Annotated in this window: 8 protein-coding genes; all 8 read left to right on the forward strand. The window is 35.4% G+C overall.

Translation table 11 applies throughout. The annotated features are described in order from the left end of the window. Positions 1–9: 9 nt before the first annotated feature. Positions 10–1713, forward strand: a complete 1704-nt coding sequence (locus HNQ90_RS07045) for a RagB/SusD family nutrient uptake outer membrane protein (protein ID WP_144117162.1) — start codon at positions 10–12, stop codon at positions 1711–1713. An 88-nt stretch (positions 1714–1801) separates the two neighbouring features. Continuing rightward, entirely contained in the window at positions 1802–4687 is a 2886-nt protein-coding gene (locus tag HNQ90_RS07050) for a glycosyl hydrolase 115 family protein (RefSeq protein WP_241678384.1), read from the forward strand. A gap of 146 nt (positions 4688–4833) precedes the next feature. Beyond that, positions 4834–7998, forward strand: a complete 3165-nt coding sequence (lacZ, locus tag HNQ90_RS07055; RefSeq protein ID WP_144117163.1) for a beta-galactosidase, LacZ type — start codon at positions 4834–4836, stop codon at positions 7996–7998. Positions 7999–8010: 12 nt separating this feature from the next. Further along, positions 8011–9021, forward strand: a complete 1011-nt coding sequence (locus HNQ90_RS07060) for a family 43 glycosylhydrolase (RefSeq protein ID WP_144117164.1) — start codon at positions 8011–8013, stop codon at positions 9019–9021. An 82-nt stretch (positions 9022–9103) separates the two neighbouring features. Beyond that, positions 9104–10705: a glycoside hydrolase gene (locus tag HNQ90_RS07065; RefSeq protein WP_144117165.1), complete on the forward strand. Its 1602-nt coding sequence runs from the start codon at positions 9104–9106 to the stop codon at positions 10703–10705. Between the two features lie 5 nt (positions 10706–10710). Then, entirely contained in the window at positions 10711–11871 is a 1161-nt protein-coding gene (locus HNQ90_RS07070; protein WP_144117166.1) for a glycoside hydrolase family 88/105 protein, read from the forward strand. Between the two features lie 47 nt (positions 11872–11918). Beyond that, positions 11919–14084, forward strand: a complete 2166-nt coding sequence (locus HNQ90_RS07075) for a glycoside hydrolase family 43 protein (RefSeq protein ID WP_241678385.1) — start codon at positions 11919–11921, stop codon at positions 14082–14084. An 88-nt stretch (positions 14085–14172) separates the two neighbouring features. Continuing rightward, positions 14173–16974 carry a LamG-like jellyroll fold domain-containing protein gene (locus HNQ90_RS07080; RefSeq protein WP_144117167.1) on the forward strand — a complete coding sequence of 934 codons (2802 nt, stop codon included), beginning with the start codon at positions 14173–14175 and terminating at the stop codon, positions 16972–16974. The last annotated feature ends 30 nt before the right edge of the window (positions 16975–17004 follow it).

The following is a 17004-nucleotide window of genomic DNA, read 5'->3' on the forward strand; positions in this document are numbered from 1 at the left end:
AAAACTAAAATGAAAAAAATAATAATATTTACAGCAATAATTTCACTTTTTTGGTCGTGTAATGAAGATTTTTTACAAGAAGAATCATTAGACCAACTAACATCAGAAAGTGCCTTCATAACTTACGAAGACTTTAATGCGTCTGTTAGTAACTTATACTATCTAGTAAGAAGACAATATTTTAATAGAGATGAAAATCGTCCTTTCGATTTCTTATATGGAACAGATATTGTTTACGATGGCGAAAATAATGGATCTCAAAGACATAGTAGAATGGAAGCCGCTTACGACCCTTCTGGACAAATAGCAACAGTTCATTGGAATCTATTGTATAAAACCATTTCTGAAGCAAACACAGTTATTAATAGAGTTGGGAGCTCTAACTTGACAGATGAACAAGCCATTGATATTTTATCTCAAGCTAGATTTTTTAGAGCCTTTTCTTATCGCTCATTGGTTTATTTGTATGGAGATGTACCTTTAATAACTGAAGAAATAACGGCTCCTAAAGTAGATTTTACGCGCCAACCAAAATCACAAGTTTTAGACCAAATTATTGAAGATTTTGATTATGCTTCAAAAAATTTACCAAAAATAGCAGAGGCACAAGATGGTAAACTAAATAATTTAGTTGCTTATCATTATTTAGCAGAAACTTATATATCGACAGGAAAAAATACCGAAGCTATTACAGCAGCATCAGTAGTTATTAATGATCCTGCTACAGATTTAATGAAAAGAGGTACACGTTTTGGCTCACGTGCAAACGAACCTGGAAATATTTATTGGGATTTATTTAGAACAAATAATCAAAATAGGACTTCTGGAAATACTGAAGGTCTGTGGGTTATTCAATTTGAGTTGGATGTTCTAGGTGGTGGCTTACAATCTGGAAGTAAGGGCGGTTCTTATATGTTAGAAAGACATCATGGGCCATTAATTAGAGATGTAAGACTTATCGATCCGGCAGACAATAGAAGAAGGCCACCGTTTAATTGGCCTGTAGGTGATTATTCAGGAGGAAGAGGTATAGGTTGGATGATTTCTACAACATATTTTAGTAATACAATTTGGGGTGGCGATAGCAGCAATCCAGATTTTGTAAACGATATTAGAAACTCTAACGAAAATTTTGTTCGAGAATATGTAGCCAACAGAGCACCTTTTGAAGCTGAAATCGTATCTACTGAAAATCCTCAAGAAGGATATACAGTTCCTAGTAGAGCAATTTACGCATACCAAACTAAGGCAACTACGCCTTTTAATCATCCAGATGGCTTGTATAACAATAGTGATACATTTTCGCTATCGGCGGCAGCAGGTGGTACTTATACCGATCAATATATGCTAAGATTGGCAGAAACATACTTATTAAGAGCGGAAGCTTATTTAGCAGATTCTAACCCTGGTTTAGCTGCTCAAGATATAAATGTAATTAGAGATCGCGCAAATGCATCACCAGTTTCGCCAGGAGATGTAACAATAGATTATATTTTAGATGAACGCATGCGCGAATTAGGACTAGAAGAAAAAAGAAGGTTAACCTTAATGCGTCTTGGTTTACTATACGATCGTGTGTCTCGATTTAATCCTTATTATGTAGAGCAAGGCATGAAAGAAACTTATAATCTTTGGCCAATTCCAGCTAATGAGATTGAAAGAAATCGTGGAGCTGTATTAAAACAAAACCCAGGCTATCCTGGAGCTGAATAAAACTCAAAAATGCCGTTGTTAATGCATAACAGGCTTAACAACGGCTTTTTTTTAAAATTACTAAACTAGACTAAACCACTTTTTTTAAATGAAAACTAAACCGCTATATCTTTTACTTTTGTTAATGGTGTTAGGCTTTAATGCTGTATATGCACAATTAAACGTAGTCAATGTAAATAATAATCAATCAAGTAGTTTTTCTATAGTAAACAGCAATTCGAGTGCTACTATTTATTATGATGCTTCCGATTTTGAAGTTGTACGTATTGCATCAAAATTATTATCTAAAGATATAGAGCGCGTAACAGGTAAATTACCCATAGTTACAACCAACACACCAAAAGCTAAAAATGCCATTATAATTGGTACACTTGGCCAAAGTAAATTAATAGATAAGTTAGTAAAAACAGGAAAAGTAAATGCTACAAATTTATCAGGTACTTGGGAACAATACGCTTACCAAACCATTAAAAATCCATTACCAGGTATAGATAAAGCTTTGGTTATTATGGGTAGTGATAGACGAGGTACTGCTTATGGTGTTTTCACACTATCTAAAACCATAGGTGTTTCGCCGTGGTATTATTGGGCAGATGTGCCTACAGTAAAAAGTAAAGAACTTCATATTGCCGATATTAATTTTACATCTAAAGCACCTTCTGTAAAATATAGAGGTGTATTTATAAACGATGAAGATTGGGGATTAAAACCTTGGGCTTCAAAGTTAATGGATCCACAAATAAATGATATTGGTCCAAACACATACGAGAAAGTTTGCGAGTTACTTCTTCGCTTAAAAGCAAACATGCTAGCTCCTGCTATGCACGAGGTTACGGGTGCCTTTTTTAAATACCCAGAAAATAAAGTAGTTGCAGATAAATTTGCAATCATGATGACCAGTAGTCATGCAGAACCATTACTGTACAACAACACTACAGAATGGAATAAAAAAATTAACGGCGCATGGGATTATGTTCGTAATAAAGATGGTGTTTTAGCCGCTTTAGATAGTCGTGTAAAAGAAGCCGCACCATACGAAAATATTTATACCGTAGGTATACGTGGTATCCACGATACAGGGATGAAAGATGTTCCAGAAGGCTATACAAAAGCTAATGTTTTAGAGCAGGTTATCGATGCCGAAAGAGATATATTAACCAAGTATATTAAAAAGGAAAGCGATGAAATTCCTCAAATATTTGTGCCGTATAAAGAAGTTTTAGACATCTATAAAAGTGGTATGAAATTGGCTGAAGATATTACTATAGTTTGGCCAGATGATAATTTTGGATATATTAAAAAACTAAGTAATAAGGATGAAGCTAAGCGTAAAGGTGGCGCTGGTGTTTATTATCATATTTCTTATTTAGGTGAACCTAACGATTACTTGTGGTTAAACACTACGCCTCCAGCTTTAATGTATGAGGAAATGTTTAAAGCCTACCAAAATGGAGCAGACCGTTATTGGTTGCTAAATGTTGGTGATATTAAACCAGGCGAATTAGGTATGCAGTTTTTCTTGGACCTTGCTTGGGATATAAACTCGGTTACTTACAATAGCATTCCAGATTATAACAGCACCTTTTTAGCCTCTATTTTTGGAGCTGAATACCAAGCCGATTTTAAAGATATTTATAACAGTTATTTCCGTTTAGGGTTCGAGCGTAAACCAGAATATATGGGTTGGGATTGGAGATGGAACAGTTTGGATGCTAAAGAGCGCATTTCGGATACCGAGTTTTCTTTAGCTAATTACAACGAAGCAGAAAATCGTTATAACGAATACGAAAGAATTGCTAAGAAGGCAGAAAACCTGCATAAAGCATTGCCAGAAGCATATAAATCTACTTTTTACCAGTTGGTGTATTATCCAGTAGTTGGTGCGGCTCTAGAAAATCAAAAAATGCTTGCAGCGCAAAAAAACCGTTGGTACGCTCAACAGGGCAGAGCGGCTACAAATAATTTGGTTGAAGCGGTTAAAAATTTAGACCAGCGTTTAACAGATATTACCGCACATTATAATGGTTTAGAAAACGGAAAATGGACGGGTATTATGACGGCTCCAGGAAGGTTACCAGAAATACAATTACCACCAACCGAAACAATAGAGGTTCCTAAACAAGCTAAAATGGGCATTTTTATTCCTAGTGGCGCATCTGCAACCCAAGTAAATGTATTACCTAGGTTTAGCAAATTCACCAAACAATCGCATAGTATTGAGGTTTATAATAAAGGTGAAAACGCTTTAAAATGGGAAGCAAAGGCTATGAATTCTTGGATTCTTTTAAATAAGAAAAAAGGAAAAACTAACACACAAGAAACCATTCAAGTTAGCATAGATTGGGATAAAGCGCCTAAGGGTGACAATGTAACTGGCGAAATTCTAGTTTCTGCCGGAGATTATAATGAGAACATTCACCTATCCATTCATAACCCAGATTTAACAGCCCAAGCATTAGATGTTCTTTACGTTGAGGATAATGGTGTGGTGTCTATAGATCCATCACAATTCTCTAGAAAAATCGAAAAACATGGCATGAATGTGCAGGTTATCGAAGAACTTGGTTATTCAGGTAACAGTGTTCAACTTGGTACTATTGTAGATAAAGGCTGGAGAAATGCAAGTGTAGAATACGATTTTTATTCAGAAAACGCCGGTTACGTTACCGTACATACTTATGCTTTACCTGTTTTTGGAAAAGATGAGAAAAATGGAACTGCTTATGGCGTGCAAATCGATAATAGTATGGTGAATTGGGAAACCACAGCATCAGAGGAATACTCCTTTAACTGGAAAGAAAACGTTATTAGAAACGCATCAATTAATACAAGTAAAATATTAGTCTCTAAACCGGGCAAACATACTTTAAAGCTTATTTCTGGTAATCCGGGAATGGTAATACAAAAGGTTGTTATCGATTTTGGCGGACTAAAATCGTCCTACAAAGGTCCAAAACCAACATTACTAAAATAGAATTCAGAAAAAATTAAAATAGTGATTAGTTGTTTGTTTTAGTTTAATGCGGGCAAAAAAGAAGTAACATTTTCTTTTTTGTCCCATTATTTAAATTTCTAATACTGTTTAGCTCTTAAAGGATTATAACCTATAAATTAAAATTAATGAAATTAAAATATTTACTGTTACCTCTAGTTCTTATTTATGCATGTTCTACAAATCATAAATATGAAGGTGTTGCTTTTACAGAAAAAGCCACGCAAGATTGGGAAAATCCCGAAGTTTTCAATATTAATAAAGAAGCGCCTAGAGCCTCATTTATCCCTTTTGAAACTGTTGAACAGGTAATGGAAGACAATGCTTCCAATTCAAAATTTTATACATCATTAAACGGTGTATGGAAGTTTAATTTAAGTAACTCGCCTTCAGAAAGACCGTTTTATTTCTTTAAACAAGATTATGATATTTCCGATTGGAAAGATATCACCGTTCCAGGTAACTGGGAAATGCAAGGTTTCGATATTCCTATTTATACCAATGTAAAGTATCCTCACGAAAAAACACCACCTAAAATTCAGTCGCATTATAATCCTGTTGGCTCGTATCGTAAAACGTTTAATATTTCTAAAGCGGCCTTAAATAAAGAGGTAATTCTACATTTTGGTGCCGTTAGTTCTGCCATGTATGTTTGGGTTAATGGTCAAAAAGTAGGGTATAGCGAGGGCAGTAAAACACCTGCCGAATTTAATATTACCAAATATCTTGTTGAAGGTGAAAACCAATTGGCTGTCGAGGTTTATAGATGGTCGGATGCTAGTTATATTGAAGATCAGGATTTTTGGAGATTAAGCGGAATGACTAGAAATGTTTATTTACTAACCAGAGAACAGATTCATTTTAAAGATTTTTGGTCTAAAGCAAGTCTAGAAAACAATTATCAAGATGGAAAATATAACCTTGAGGTTAAAGTTTCTGAAGCGGCACAAACTATTAAGGGGTCTGTACAATTTCAATTATTTGATGCCGATGGTAAAGCGGTTTTAAATGAAGAAAAATCGATTAATAGCCAAACTATTCAATTTGAAAAACACATTAAAAATGTAAAATCATGGAATGCCGAAAACCCTTATTTATATCATTTGGTATTATCATTAAAGAATAATGAAAATACTGTAGTTGAACGTATAGGAACGCAAGTTGGTTTTAGAAACGTTGAACAAAAAAACGGACAGTTACTAGTAAATGGTAAAGCTATTTTGGTTAAAGGTGTTAATCTGCATGAGCATCATGAAAAAACGGGGCATTATGTAGATGAAGAAACCATGCTTAAAGATATTAAAACCATGAAAAGTTTTAATATAAACGCCGTTAGAACATCGCATTACCCACAACCGGAGGCCTTTTACAAACTATTTAATGTTTATGGTATGTATGTGGTTAATGAGGCCAATATTGAATCTCATGGTTTAGGTGCTACAAATCAGGCACCATTTGATAAAAGTAAACACGTGGCGTATTTACCAGAATGGGAAGCGGCCCACATGGATCGTGTTAAAAATATGGTGGAACGCGATAAAAATATTCCGTCGGTAATTATTTGGTCCTTAGGAAACGAATGCGGAAACGGTAAGGTTTTTTATGATGCTTACGATTGGATAAAACAAAGGGATACCACTCGTTTAGTACAATTTGAACAAGCAGGCGAAAATAGAAATACAGATATTGTTTGCCCAATGTATCCGGGTATTAACAGCCTAATTAGGTATGCCGAAAACAATACTGATCGCCCTTATATTATGTGCGAGTATGCGCATGCCATGGGGAATAGCGTTGGGAATTTGCAGGATTATTGGGATGTTATAGAAAAATATCCTGTGTTGCAAGGTGGTTTTATTTGGGATTGGGTAGACCAAGGATTACTAAAAACAACCGACGATGGAACAGAGTATTGGGCGTATGGAGGCGATTTCGGACCAGAAGATGTACCTTCAGATGGTAACTTTTGTTTAAATGGATTAGTAAATCCAGACCGCGAGCCAAAACCTCATTTATGGGAAGTTAAAAAGGTGTATCAAAACCTTAAGTTTAAAAAAGTTTCAGATAAGTACGAAATTCAAAATAACTTCGATTTTACGAATTTAAGTGATTTCAATTTCAAGTATAAATTCGAATTAGATGGCGAAATACTTTTCGAAAACACAATAAGTTCTGTACCTGCGTTGCCTTCAGAAAAAGCTATTTTACCTATAAAAACACCAACAGATTTCGATAAAACCAAAGAACTTATACTAACTATTTCGGCTTTAACAAAAGACACAAAAGGTGTTTTAGAAAAAGGCCATGAAGTAGCGTGGGAGCAATTTGTTTTACATACACCTAAGCCTAATTTTACTGTAAAAGAAGCCTCAAAACTTAATATTGAAGTAAGCGAAACGGCTATTAAAGTTAATAACGATAATGTTAGTGCTATGTTTAATAAGGCGTCTGGGATTTTAGTCGATTTAAGTTTTAAAGACGGTAAAAACATCATTAAAAATCAGCAAGGTTTTACGCCTAATTTTTGGCGAGCTCCAATCGATAACGATTTTGGTAATAACCTCGATAAGAAAAGTAGAGTTTGGAGACACGTTACTAAAAACAGAACACTGTCTAGTATAACCGAGCATGTTAAAAATGGAAATGCTATAGTTACCGTAAAATATAATTTGCAAAATAAAGCCGATGAAATTATAGCCAAGTTCGAAATAAACTACACTATAAAAAGAGATGGTTCTATTTTAATGAATAACAAATTTGAAAAGGTAAAGAAGGATTTACCAGACTTACCACGAATAGGCTTAAGTATTCAGCTTTTAAAAGAATTTAATAATGTGTCTTGGTACGGTAGAGGGCCTTACGAAAGCTATTTAGATAGAAAAACAGGCGCAAAAATAGGTGTGTATTCTGGCTTAGTTAAAGATTTTAATTGGGCATACATCCGTCCGCAAGAAAACGGCAATAAAAGTGATGTAAGATGGATGAGTCTAAAAAACAGTGGTAATAAGGGAATTAAAATTTATGGATTCCCAACAATTGATTTTAGCGCACACCATGCCATTATGGAAGATTTTGAATCTTTAGAGCGTACCGATGGTAGACAGCGAGATGGCGATATTGTAACTAACCGCCATACCATAGATGTGCAAGAAAGAGATTTAACCGCTTTAAATATAGATTACAAACAAATGGGTGTTGGTGGCGATACCAGTTGGGGAGCGCAAACACACCAAGAATATAAGTTGCTTAGTGACACTTATGAATATACTTTTTTAATTGTACCCACTTTTTAAATGATGAATAAAATGAATAAAAATAAAGTTGCATTCCTAATATTAGGATCAATCTTTTTGTTGGGATTAACCGTTATTGGTTGTAAGCAAAAAAAAGAAGATTTAGCGGTAAAAGCTGAGATTGTTAAAATAGAAAACCCAGTAATTAAAGGGCATTTTGCCGATCCTTCATTAATTAAAAATGATGGTAAATATTACGTTTATGCCACCATCGACCCTTGGGGAGGCGATGAACTGGCTGTTTTTGAATCTGAAGATTTTATAAACTGGGAACGCAAAAAAATTAATTGGCCAACTCTAGAGGCTTGTCAAACAGAATTGTCTACTAGCAGTAGAGTTTGGGCTCCTGGAGTTATAAAAGCCAATAATAAATTTTACATGTATGTTTCTGTAGGAAGCGAAATTTGGGTTGGCGTTAGCGAGAATCCTTTAGGGCCTTGGAAAAATGCCAAAGCAGACAATTCGCCATTAATTAAAGGCGATATGTTTCCTGAGTATCATATGATTGATGCCGAAGCTTTTATCGACGACGATGGTACAGCGTATTTATATTGGGGTTCCGGCTTAAACTGGAAGAACGGTCACTGTTTTATTGTGCCTTTAAATAGCGATATGGTTTCTTTTGATGAAAAAAATATTAAAGATATTACACCACCACATTATTTTGAAGCGCCTTTTATGCTGAAGAAAAACAATAAGTATTTCTTAATGTATTCTGAAGGGAAATGTATTGACGAAACGTATATGGTACGTTACTCCGTTGGCGATACACCTTACGGACCATGGACCGAAGGCGAAAATAGCCCGGTGTTATCCACATCAAAAGACGCTACAACTTTAGGACCAGGGCACCATACTGTGTTTACCGAAAATAATCAAGATTACATTTTATACCACCGCATTAAAGATAACGATGATACCCTGTTAAGAGAAATTGCTATAGATAGTTTAAACTTTGATAGTAAGGGAAATAAGCTAACAGTAATTCCTCAGGAAGGGGTTACTAGTTTTAGTAAAAAGTAAGAAGCTTAGTCATAACTTTTAAATCGGATTTTTATTAAAAGTAACAGCGTTGCTTTATTAAATGTAGTTGTATTTACCAAAAATGAAAAAATCACATGCACATACAAAGCCAATAACCATATTCTGGTGCATATTTGCATGTTTTATTTTAAGGGGTTTAGAATGTAGAAGTCAAACTACTAATGCCAACACTGTTTTAAAAATTGAATTAAATACAAACAAAACGTATCAAACCATTCAAAACTTTGGTGCTTCTGATGCTTGGTCAACGCAATTTGTGGGTAAGCACTGGCCCGAAGAAAAAAAGGAACACATCGCTAAACTTTTGTTTGGTACAACAAAAAAAGCAGATGGAAGTCCAGAAGGTATTGGTTTAACCGCGTGGCGCTTTAATATTGGAGCAGGAAGTGCGGAACAAGGCGATACTAGCAAGATTAAAGATGAGTGGCGTAGAGCAGAATCTTTTTTGCTAGAAAATGGTGGTTATAATTGGGATAAACAATCAGGGCAATTATGGTTTTTAAATGCGGCCAAAAAGCATGGTGTTAAAACGTTTATAGGTTTTGTAAATAGTCCACCAGTACATCTAACTAAAAATGGAAAAGCTTGGTCTGCAGATGGTGTTTCATCAAACTTGGCGAATACAAACTATAAATCCTATGCTAACTTTTTGGTAGAAGTTGTTAAAGGTGTTTCTAATAAAACGGGAGTAACTTTTAATTATATAAGCCCATTTAATGAGCCACAATGGGAATGGAAATGTTGTAACCAAGAAGGTAGTCCATGGAATAATAGTGAGTTGTACCGTGCTACACTAGAAATAGACAAGGCTTTTATAAATAATAATATTTCATCAAAAATAGAGCTTACCGAAGCTGGTAAAATTAATGCCTTATACACCGACGGTGAAAATGCCAATAGAGGTAATCAAATAGACTATTTTTTCAATAAAGACTCGAAAGGTTATGTTGGAGATTTAAAATCAATGGCTCAAAAAATAGCAGGGCATAGTTATTTTTCTACCTATAATTTAGATAACGCCGTTAAAAGCAGAACGCTATTAAATCAAAATAGAATCAATACAAATCCACATCTAGAATATTGGATGACGGAGTATTGCATACTAGAAAACAACAAACAAATTAAAGGCAACGGTCGCGATTTAGGAATGGATGCAGCGCTTTATATGGCACGGGTAATTCATTCAGACCTAGTAATAGCAAATGCTTCGGCATGGCATTGGTGGTTGGCAATAAGTCCGTATAATTATAAAGATGGCTTAATATATATCGATAAAAATAAATATGGAGGTTCGTATTACGAGTCTAAAATGCTTTGGGCTTTAGGTAATTATTCAAGATTTATTTCTCCTAAAATGAAACGTATTGAAGTTTCTCGTTTGGGTAAATCATCTAAAAAAGAAGATCTTAAAGGTATTTTGGAATCCGCTTATATCTCAGGAAATGAGATTGTAGTTGTACTTGTAAATCCGCATGAAAATAACAAAACTATAGCACTTTCTGGTGTGCCAAAAGACTTTAATGTTATGGAACTTTATGTGACATCTGGTGATGAGGGTTTCAACTTAAAAAAAACGGTATCGATACACCCAAAGCAAGATTTTGTGTTACCAAAAAAAGCTATTACAACCTGTGTTATTAGCCGAAATAATAAAATGAATTAAATAAAATGAATCAAAAACGTATAGCTCTTACAAGTGTGTTTTTAGTGTCTATGTTTTTAGTAGGCTGCAAAAAGAAGTCCAAGGAAGACATGGCGATTAATTTTAGCAAAATAGAAGTTGTTTCTATGATTAATAAAGTAAACCAAAATTGGCAAAAAACGCATCCCGAACAAGATCGTGCGTTTTGGAATCCCGCGGCTTACCACACCGGTAATATAGAGGCTTATAAGGTAACTGGTAATCAAGAGTTTTTAGATTATTCTATAGCTTGGGCCGAAAAAAATGAATATCAAGGTGCTAAATCTACTAATAAAGAAGCGTGGAAATATAGATATGGGGAAAGTGATGACTATGTGCTTTTTGGCGATTGGCAAATTTGTTTTCAAACATATATAGATATCTACAATTTAGAAGGGCAAAAGGATCCAAAAAAAATAAAACGCGCTATCGAAGTTATGGAATACCAAATGAGTACTCCTGCAAACGATTATTGGTGGTGGGCCGATGGACTTTATATGGTAATGCCAGTAATGACTAAACTTTACAACGTAACCGGAAATTCCTTGTATTTAGAAAAGCTAAACACATATTTAAGTTATGCAAATAGCATTATGTACGATGACACTGCGAAATTATATTTCCGCGATGCAAAGTATGTGTATCCAAAACACAAAAGTGCTAATGGTAAAAAGGATTTTTGGGCACGTGGCAACGGATGGGTTTTTGCTGGTTTAGCAAAAGTTATACAAGATTTACCTGCCAATAGTAAATATCGCGACGATTATATAAAGCGTTTTCAGGCTATGGCTGAATCTTTAAAAGCATCGCAACAACCAGAAGGATATTGGACACGTAGTATTCTCGATCCAGCGCATGCTCCAGGACCAGAAACTAGCGGAACAGCCTTTTTTACATATGCTTATTTATGGGGCATTAACAACGGTATTTTAAACGAGAACCTATATGTGCCTGTTGTTAAAAAAAGTTGGGAATATTTAAGTAAAACAGCCCTTCAGGCTAACGGAACAGTAGGTTATGTGCAGCCTATTGGTGAACGGGCGATTCCTGGGCAAGTGGTAGATGTTAATTCTACAGCAGATTTTGGAGTGGGGGCTTTTTTATTAGCGGCTTCAGAACTGTATAGATATATTGAAAGTAACGAGTAATAATAGAAAAATCTGTATTGAATTATAAAATATCAAAGTATTAAAACATGAAAAACCAAACTAAAAAAGTGATTACCTACGTATCACTAATCTTAACCATGGCCTGCTTTACATCTTGTAAAAGTGCGGGAAGTTCAAGCGAGTATAAATCTTACCTATTCACTTATTTTACAGGTAATGGTCCTGGGGAAGAAGCAATTAGGTATGCCTTAAGTTCAGATGGGTATAATTATTACGCGCTTAACAATAACGAACCCATTGTAGACTCCAAAGTTATAAGTACCTCAGGAGGCGTTAGAGACCCTCATATTTTACGTTGCGAAGATGGCAAAACGTTTTATATGGTAGTTACAGATTTATACGTTACCGAGCAAGGATGGAGAAATTATGCTATGATATTAATGAAATCTACAGATTTAATTAATTGGACCTCTACCGTAATAAATATACCAGAAACTTTCCCTGAAGAATTTGGCGATATCCATCGTGTTTGGGCACCTCAAACCATTTATGATAAAGAAACTAAGCAATACATGGTGTACTGGTCTATGCAAACGGGTAACAACCCAGATATTATTTACTATGCCTATGCAAACGAAGATTTTACAGGCTTAAAAACAACACCAAAACAGCTGTACTTTAGTCCTTCAAATGCCGCTTGTATTGATGGTGATATTATTTTTAAAGATGGACAATACCATTTGTTTTTTAAGAATGAAGACGAATCTAAAAAAGGCATTATGCAAGCCGTTTCAGATAACCTAACTAGTGGTTACAAAGAATTAGAAGGGTTTATGAATGTTACCAAAAAACCTGTTGAAGGTTCTAGCGTTTTTAAATTGATAGATTCTGATGCCTTTATTTTAATGTATGATATGTATAGTTCTGGTAAATATCAATTTACAAAAAGTACAGATTTAAAAAGTTTCTCTGTGGTAGATGATGCCATTTCAATGAATTTTCATCCGCGTCATGGTACGGTCCTTCCTATAACCGAAAAAGAAGAAAAAGCCCTTTTAAACAAGTGGGGTAAAATAGGTAAAAGTGCATTTGTGTCTTACAATACAGAGCATGTTAAAAAAAACAATGTGGTTATCGATGATGAAAATCTTAGTGTTTTCCTTCCGCTAAAACTAAATGCTAATGTTAAAAGTTTAGATCCTAAATTTGAATTAACACCAGGTATTAGCGTAACTCCCGAAGGTTCGCAAGATTTCTCTGCTGGTCCTTTATCGTATACATTTTCAACAGGTAATCGCACTAAAACGTATAAGGTTTCAGCTGAAAAAAATAACAATCCTGTTCTAGATGGTTTTTATGCCGATCCAGAAATTATCTATTCACATAAAACAAAAAAGTATTATTTATACCCAACAAGCGATGGCTTTACGGGGTGGTCTGGTACGTACTTTAAAACATTTTCTTCCCCAGATTTGGTAAACTGGACCGATGAAGGCGTTATTTTAGATTTAGAAAAAGATGTAGATTGGGCCAATAGAAACGCATGGGCACCGGCAGCTATCGAAAAGAAGATAAATGGCGAGTATAAGTACTTTTATTATTTTACCGCGGCTCAAAAAATAGGCGTTGCTGTTTCCGATACTCCAACAGGTCCTTTTAAAGATTCTGGACAACCTTTAATAGCAGAACGACCAAAAGGTGTAAAGGGCGGTCAAGAAATTGATCCAGATGTATTTACAGATCCAGTTTCGGGTAAAAGTTATTTGTACTGGGGTAATAGCTATATGGCTGGTGTAGAGCTTAATCCGGATATGGTTTCGGTTAAAAAAAACACTCTAGTTATATTTAACCCAGGCCGTACGTTTAGAGAAGGAACCGAAGTGTTTTACCGCAATGGTAAATACTACTTTATGTGGTCTGAGGACGATACAAGAAGTCCAAATTACAGAGTGCGTTACGCTACTTCAAATAGTCCTTTAGGGCCATTAAATATTCCAGAAAACAATATTGTTTTAGAAAAACGACCAGAAGATGGCCTTTATGGAACAGGGCATAATAGCGTAATACAAACACCAGATACAGATATTTGGCATATTGTTTATCATCGTTTTAATCGTCCTAACGGCATTAATATGGGTGATGCGGCAGGCTTTAATCGCGAAGTATGTATTGATAAATTAACCTTTAATCCCGATGGCAGTATTATTCCGGTTAAACCAACATTAACAGGAATTAGTACGATTGAAAAATAACTATGTAGCCTAATACTTGTTAGGTTTTAGACACTTTTCATATTAAAAAAACACTACCACAACTAAACTAAAAAAGTACATTAATATTATGATAAAAATCCGCTTTCTAACAGGACTTTTTTTGCTATTCGCAATGGGAGTTCATAAGGTCAACGCACAAATAAGTACAAGTAGTCATATAGAAGTTCAACCCGATGCCGATAGAAATTTGCTTTATAGCGTAAGTGCTCCGGGCGATTCTAATTCCATGGTTTGGGGATTAGATACAGCTTGGGCAAGTTTAGAAAACATGAAACGCGGTATTGCTTTTATGGGTGCAGATAACGTTGATGTGGTTCGTGTCTCTTATTTTACAGACAAACCTTTGGTTAATGGCGAGCTTCATCCGGATATTAAAGCGCTTATAGATAAGCGTCTGGGATATATAGATTTGTTTGGCAGACCCATGCAACTTACCATGAATAGTGTGCGTTTGTCTGTAGATTCTAGTTTTGGAACGCAAGGCAATTATAACCCCGTTACTTGGGCGGCAAACATAGCGGCAACAATAACATATTATGAAGAAGCGGGACATGAAGTTATTTCGGTTTCACCTTGTAATGAATGCGATTTAGGAAACTCATACGGTAATGGTGATAAACAATTTAGTGCCGATTTAAATACAGAATTACGCAAATTACCAGAGCTTGATGGTGTTCGTATTTCGTCTAGTACTTTAAATGCAGATCAAGCATTGCCTTGGTATACCTTTTTAAAACCAACATTAGATGAAGGTAATACGCACCAATTAGCAGGGACTTTTAATAGTTATGCCACCTTTTTTCAAACGGTAAGAACTGATGGTTTATATGCCAGTAACGATGAGTTGCATAACGTTATTGAGTCCATGGTTGGGTTGGAGTACGGCGCACAAATGGGAATTTGGTGGGGAACACCAGAGTTTGCAGGTGGGCAGTTTGTAAAAGCTTCAGATGGCGATAGGTTAGGGTATGCAGAACACCGTCCTAATTGGACAGCCGCGTCGGTTTATAGAACTCCCGATGGTAAAGTTGAGGCTTTTCTTGGTGCATCAGAAAGGCAAGCAACGGCTACATCTTACAAATTTATATCTACAGATAGAGCGGTTTATTATGATGGTTATGGTCCGCAAAGAGAATTTTTTATAGAAGTTCCAGGTGGTACCGGGTATCATCAAAATCAACCTAATGCCGAACGTGTTATTAATATTCAATGGGGCGCTGATATACAACCAGCCATTAGCGGTATGTATAAATTGGTAAATAGAGAAAGCGGAAAGGTGATACAAACTGCTAATGGTTCTGCCAATAATGGAGCGAATTTAGAAGTTGCTACAGATAGCGATCAGGGTTATCAGCAATGGGAAATGAGTGCGGTTCCTGCCAATGTTGGTGGCGATTTTAGTTATTATAAAATTGGATTAGGAAGCAGTACTAACAAAAAAATGGCTGTTGATGCTTCTAACCTTGAAAATAATGGTAATGTTATTTCTTATGAAGATAGCAGCAGTTTAAATAGACAATGGTTTATTGAATATGTTGAAGATGGCTGGTTTTATATTGGCAGTCGTATTAGTGGGAAATTCTTAGATGCCGCAGCAACTTCCGAAAATGCAAATGTTCGCCAATGGGAGAAAAAAACCGGCGTGAATGGTTATAGTCAGCAATGGCGATTTATTCCTATAGACGCACCGGTAGAGTTTAATGCCCCGGCAGCTCCAGCTAATTTAGTGGCTACTGCACAAGAAGAATCTATTTTATTAAACTGGAATACAAACCCTGAAAATGATGTTACTGGTTACACTGTTTTTAGAGCAGAAGCATCAGGAGGACCATACAGTACTATTGCTAGAAATGTATTAGCAACCTCGTTTGTAGATAATACAATTACAACAGGTTCTACCTATTTCTATCAAATTAAAGCGATTGATAAATCGTTAAATCAATCAGAGTATTCCAACCAAGTTTCTGCAATAGCTACAGGAAACGATGCGCTTGTTGCACACTTTGAGTTTGAGGATACTATTACCGATAAGTCCGCTAATTTAAATCACGCTTCATATACCGGAGCAGTGACTTACAGCGCTGGCGAGGTAGGATCAAAATCAGTAACTTTAAATGGCTCAGACACATATTTACAATTACCAGCAGAAATTGCAAACCAAAGCGAAATTACTGTGGCTACTTGGTTAAATTGGGGTGGTGGTAATGTTTGGCAACGTATTTTCGATTTTGGTAATAATCAAAATGAATTTATGTACATGTCTCCATATTCTGGAACAGGATATTTACGCTTTGGTATTAATAATGGTAATGGTTTGCAAACATTAGATGCTACTGAAGCCTTACCAGAAAATGAGTGGGTTCATGTGGCTGTAACCTTAGGGGAAACAGTATCTAGACTTTATGTTAATGGGGCTTTAATTGATGAATCAAGCAGTATAACAGCAAGACCAATAGACTTTAAACCACTGTTTAATTATATAGGCAAAAGTCAGTTTAGTAGTAATCCTTTATTAAATGGAAGTATCGACGATTTTAGAATTTATAATTACGCCTTAACTCCAGAAGCTATTGCTAATTTGTACAACAAAATATTATCGGTAGAAGCTTGCAAAAATAATTGTATTGAAGGGCTTTCTGTTTGGCCTATGCCAGCAAACGATGTTTTAAATTTCAGCTTTGCTAAAACCGATAACCAAATAACAACGGCTAAATTTTATGATATGAATGGCAGATTGTTATTAAACCAAAGCATTGAAAATACTAAAGGTGCCACTGTTAATATTTCGCAATTACCAACAGGAATGTATATGCTTAAGTTGAAGCGGGGAGACCGAGTTACCATAAAAAAACTAGTTATAAAACACTAAAGTATTTTTTAATTAACTAAAAAGGTTATC

It is taken from the genome of Algibacter amylolyticus (genome assembly GCF_014202225.1).
GTDB lineage: Bacteria > Bacteroidota > Bacteroidia > Flavobacteriales > Flavobacteriaceae > Algibacter_B > Algibacter_B amylolyticus.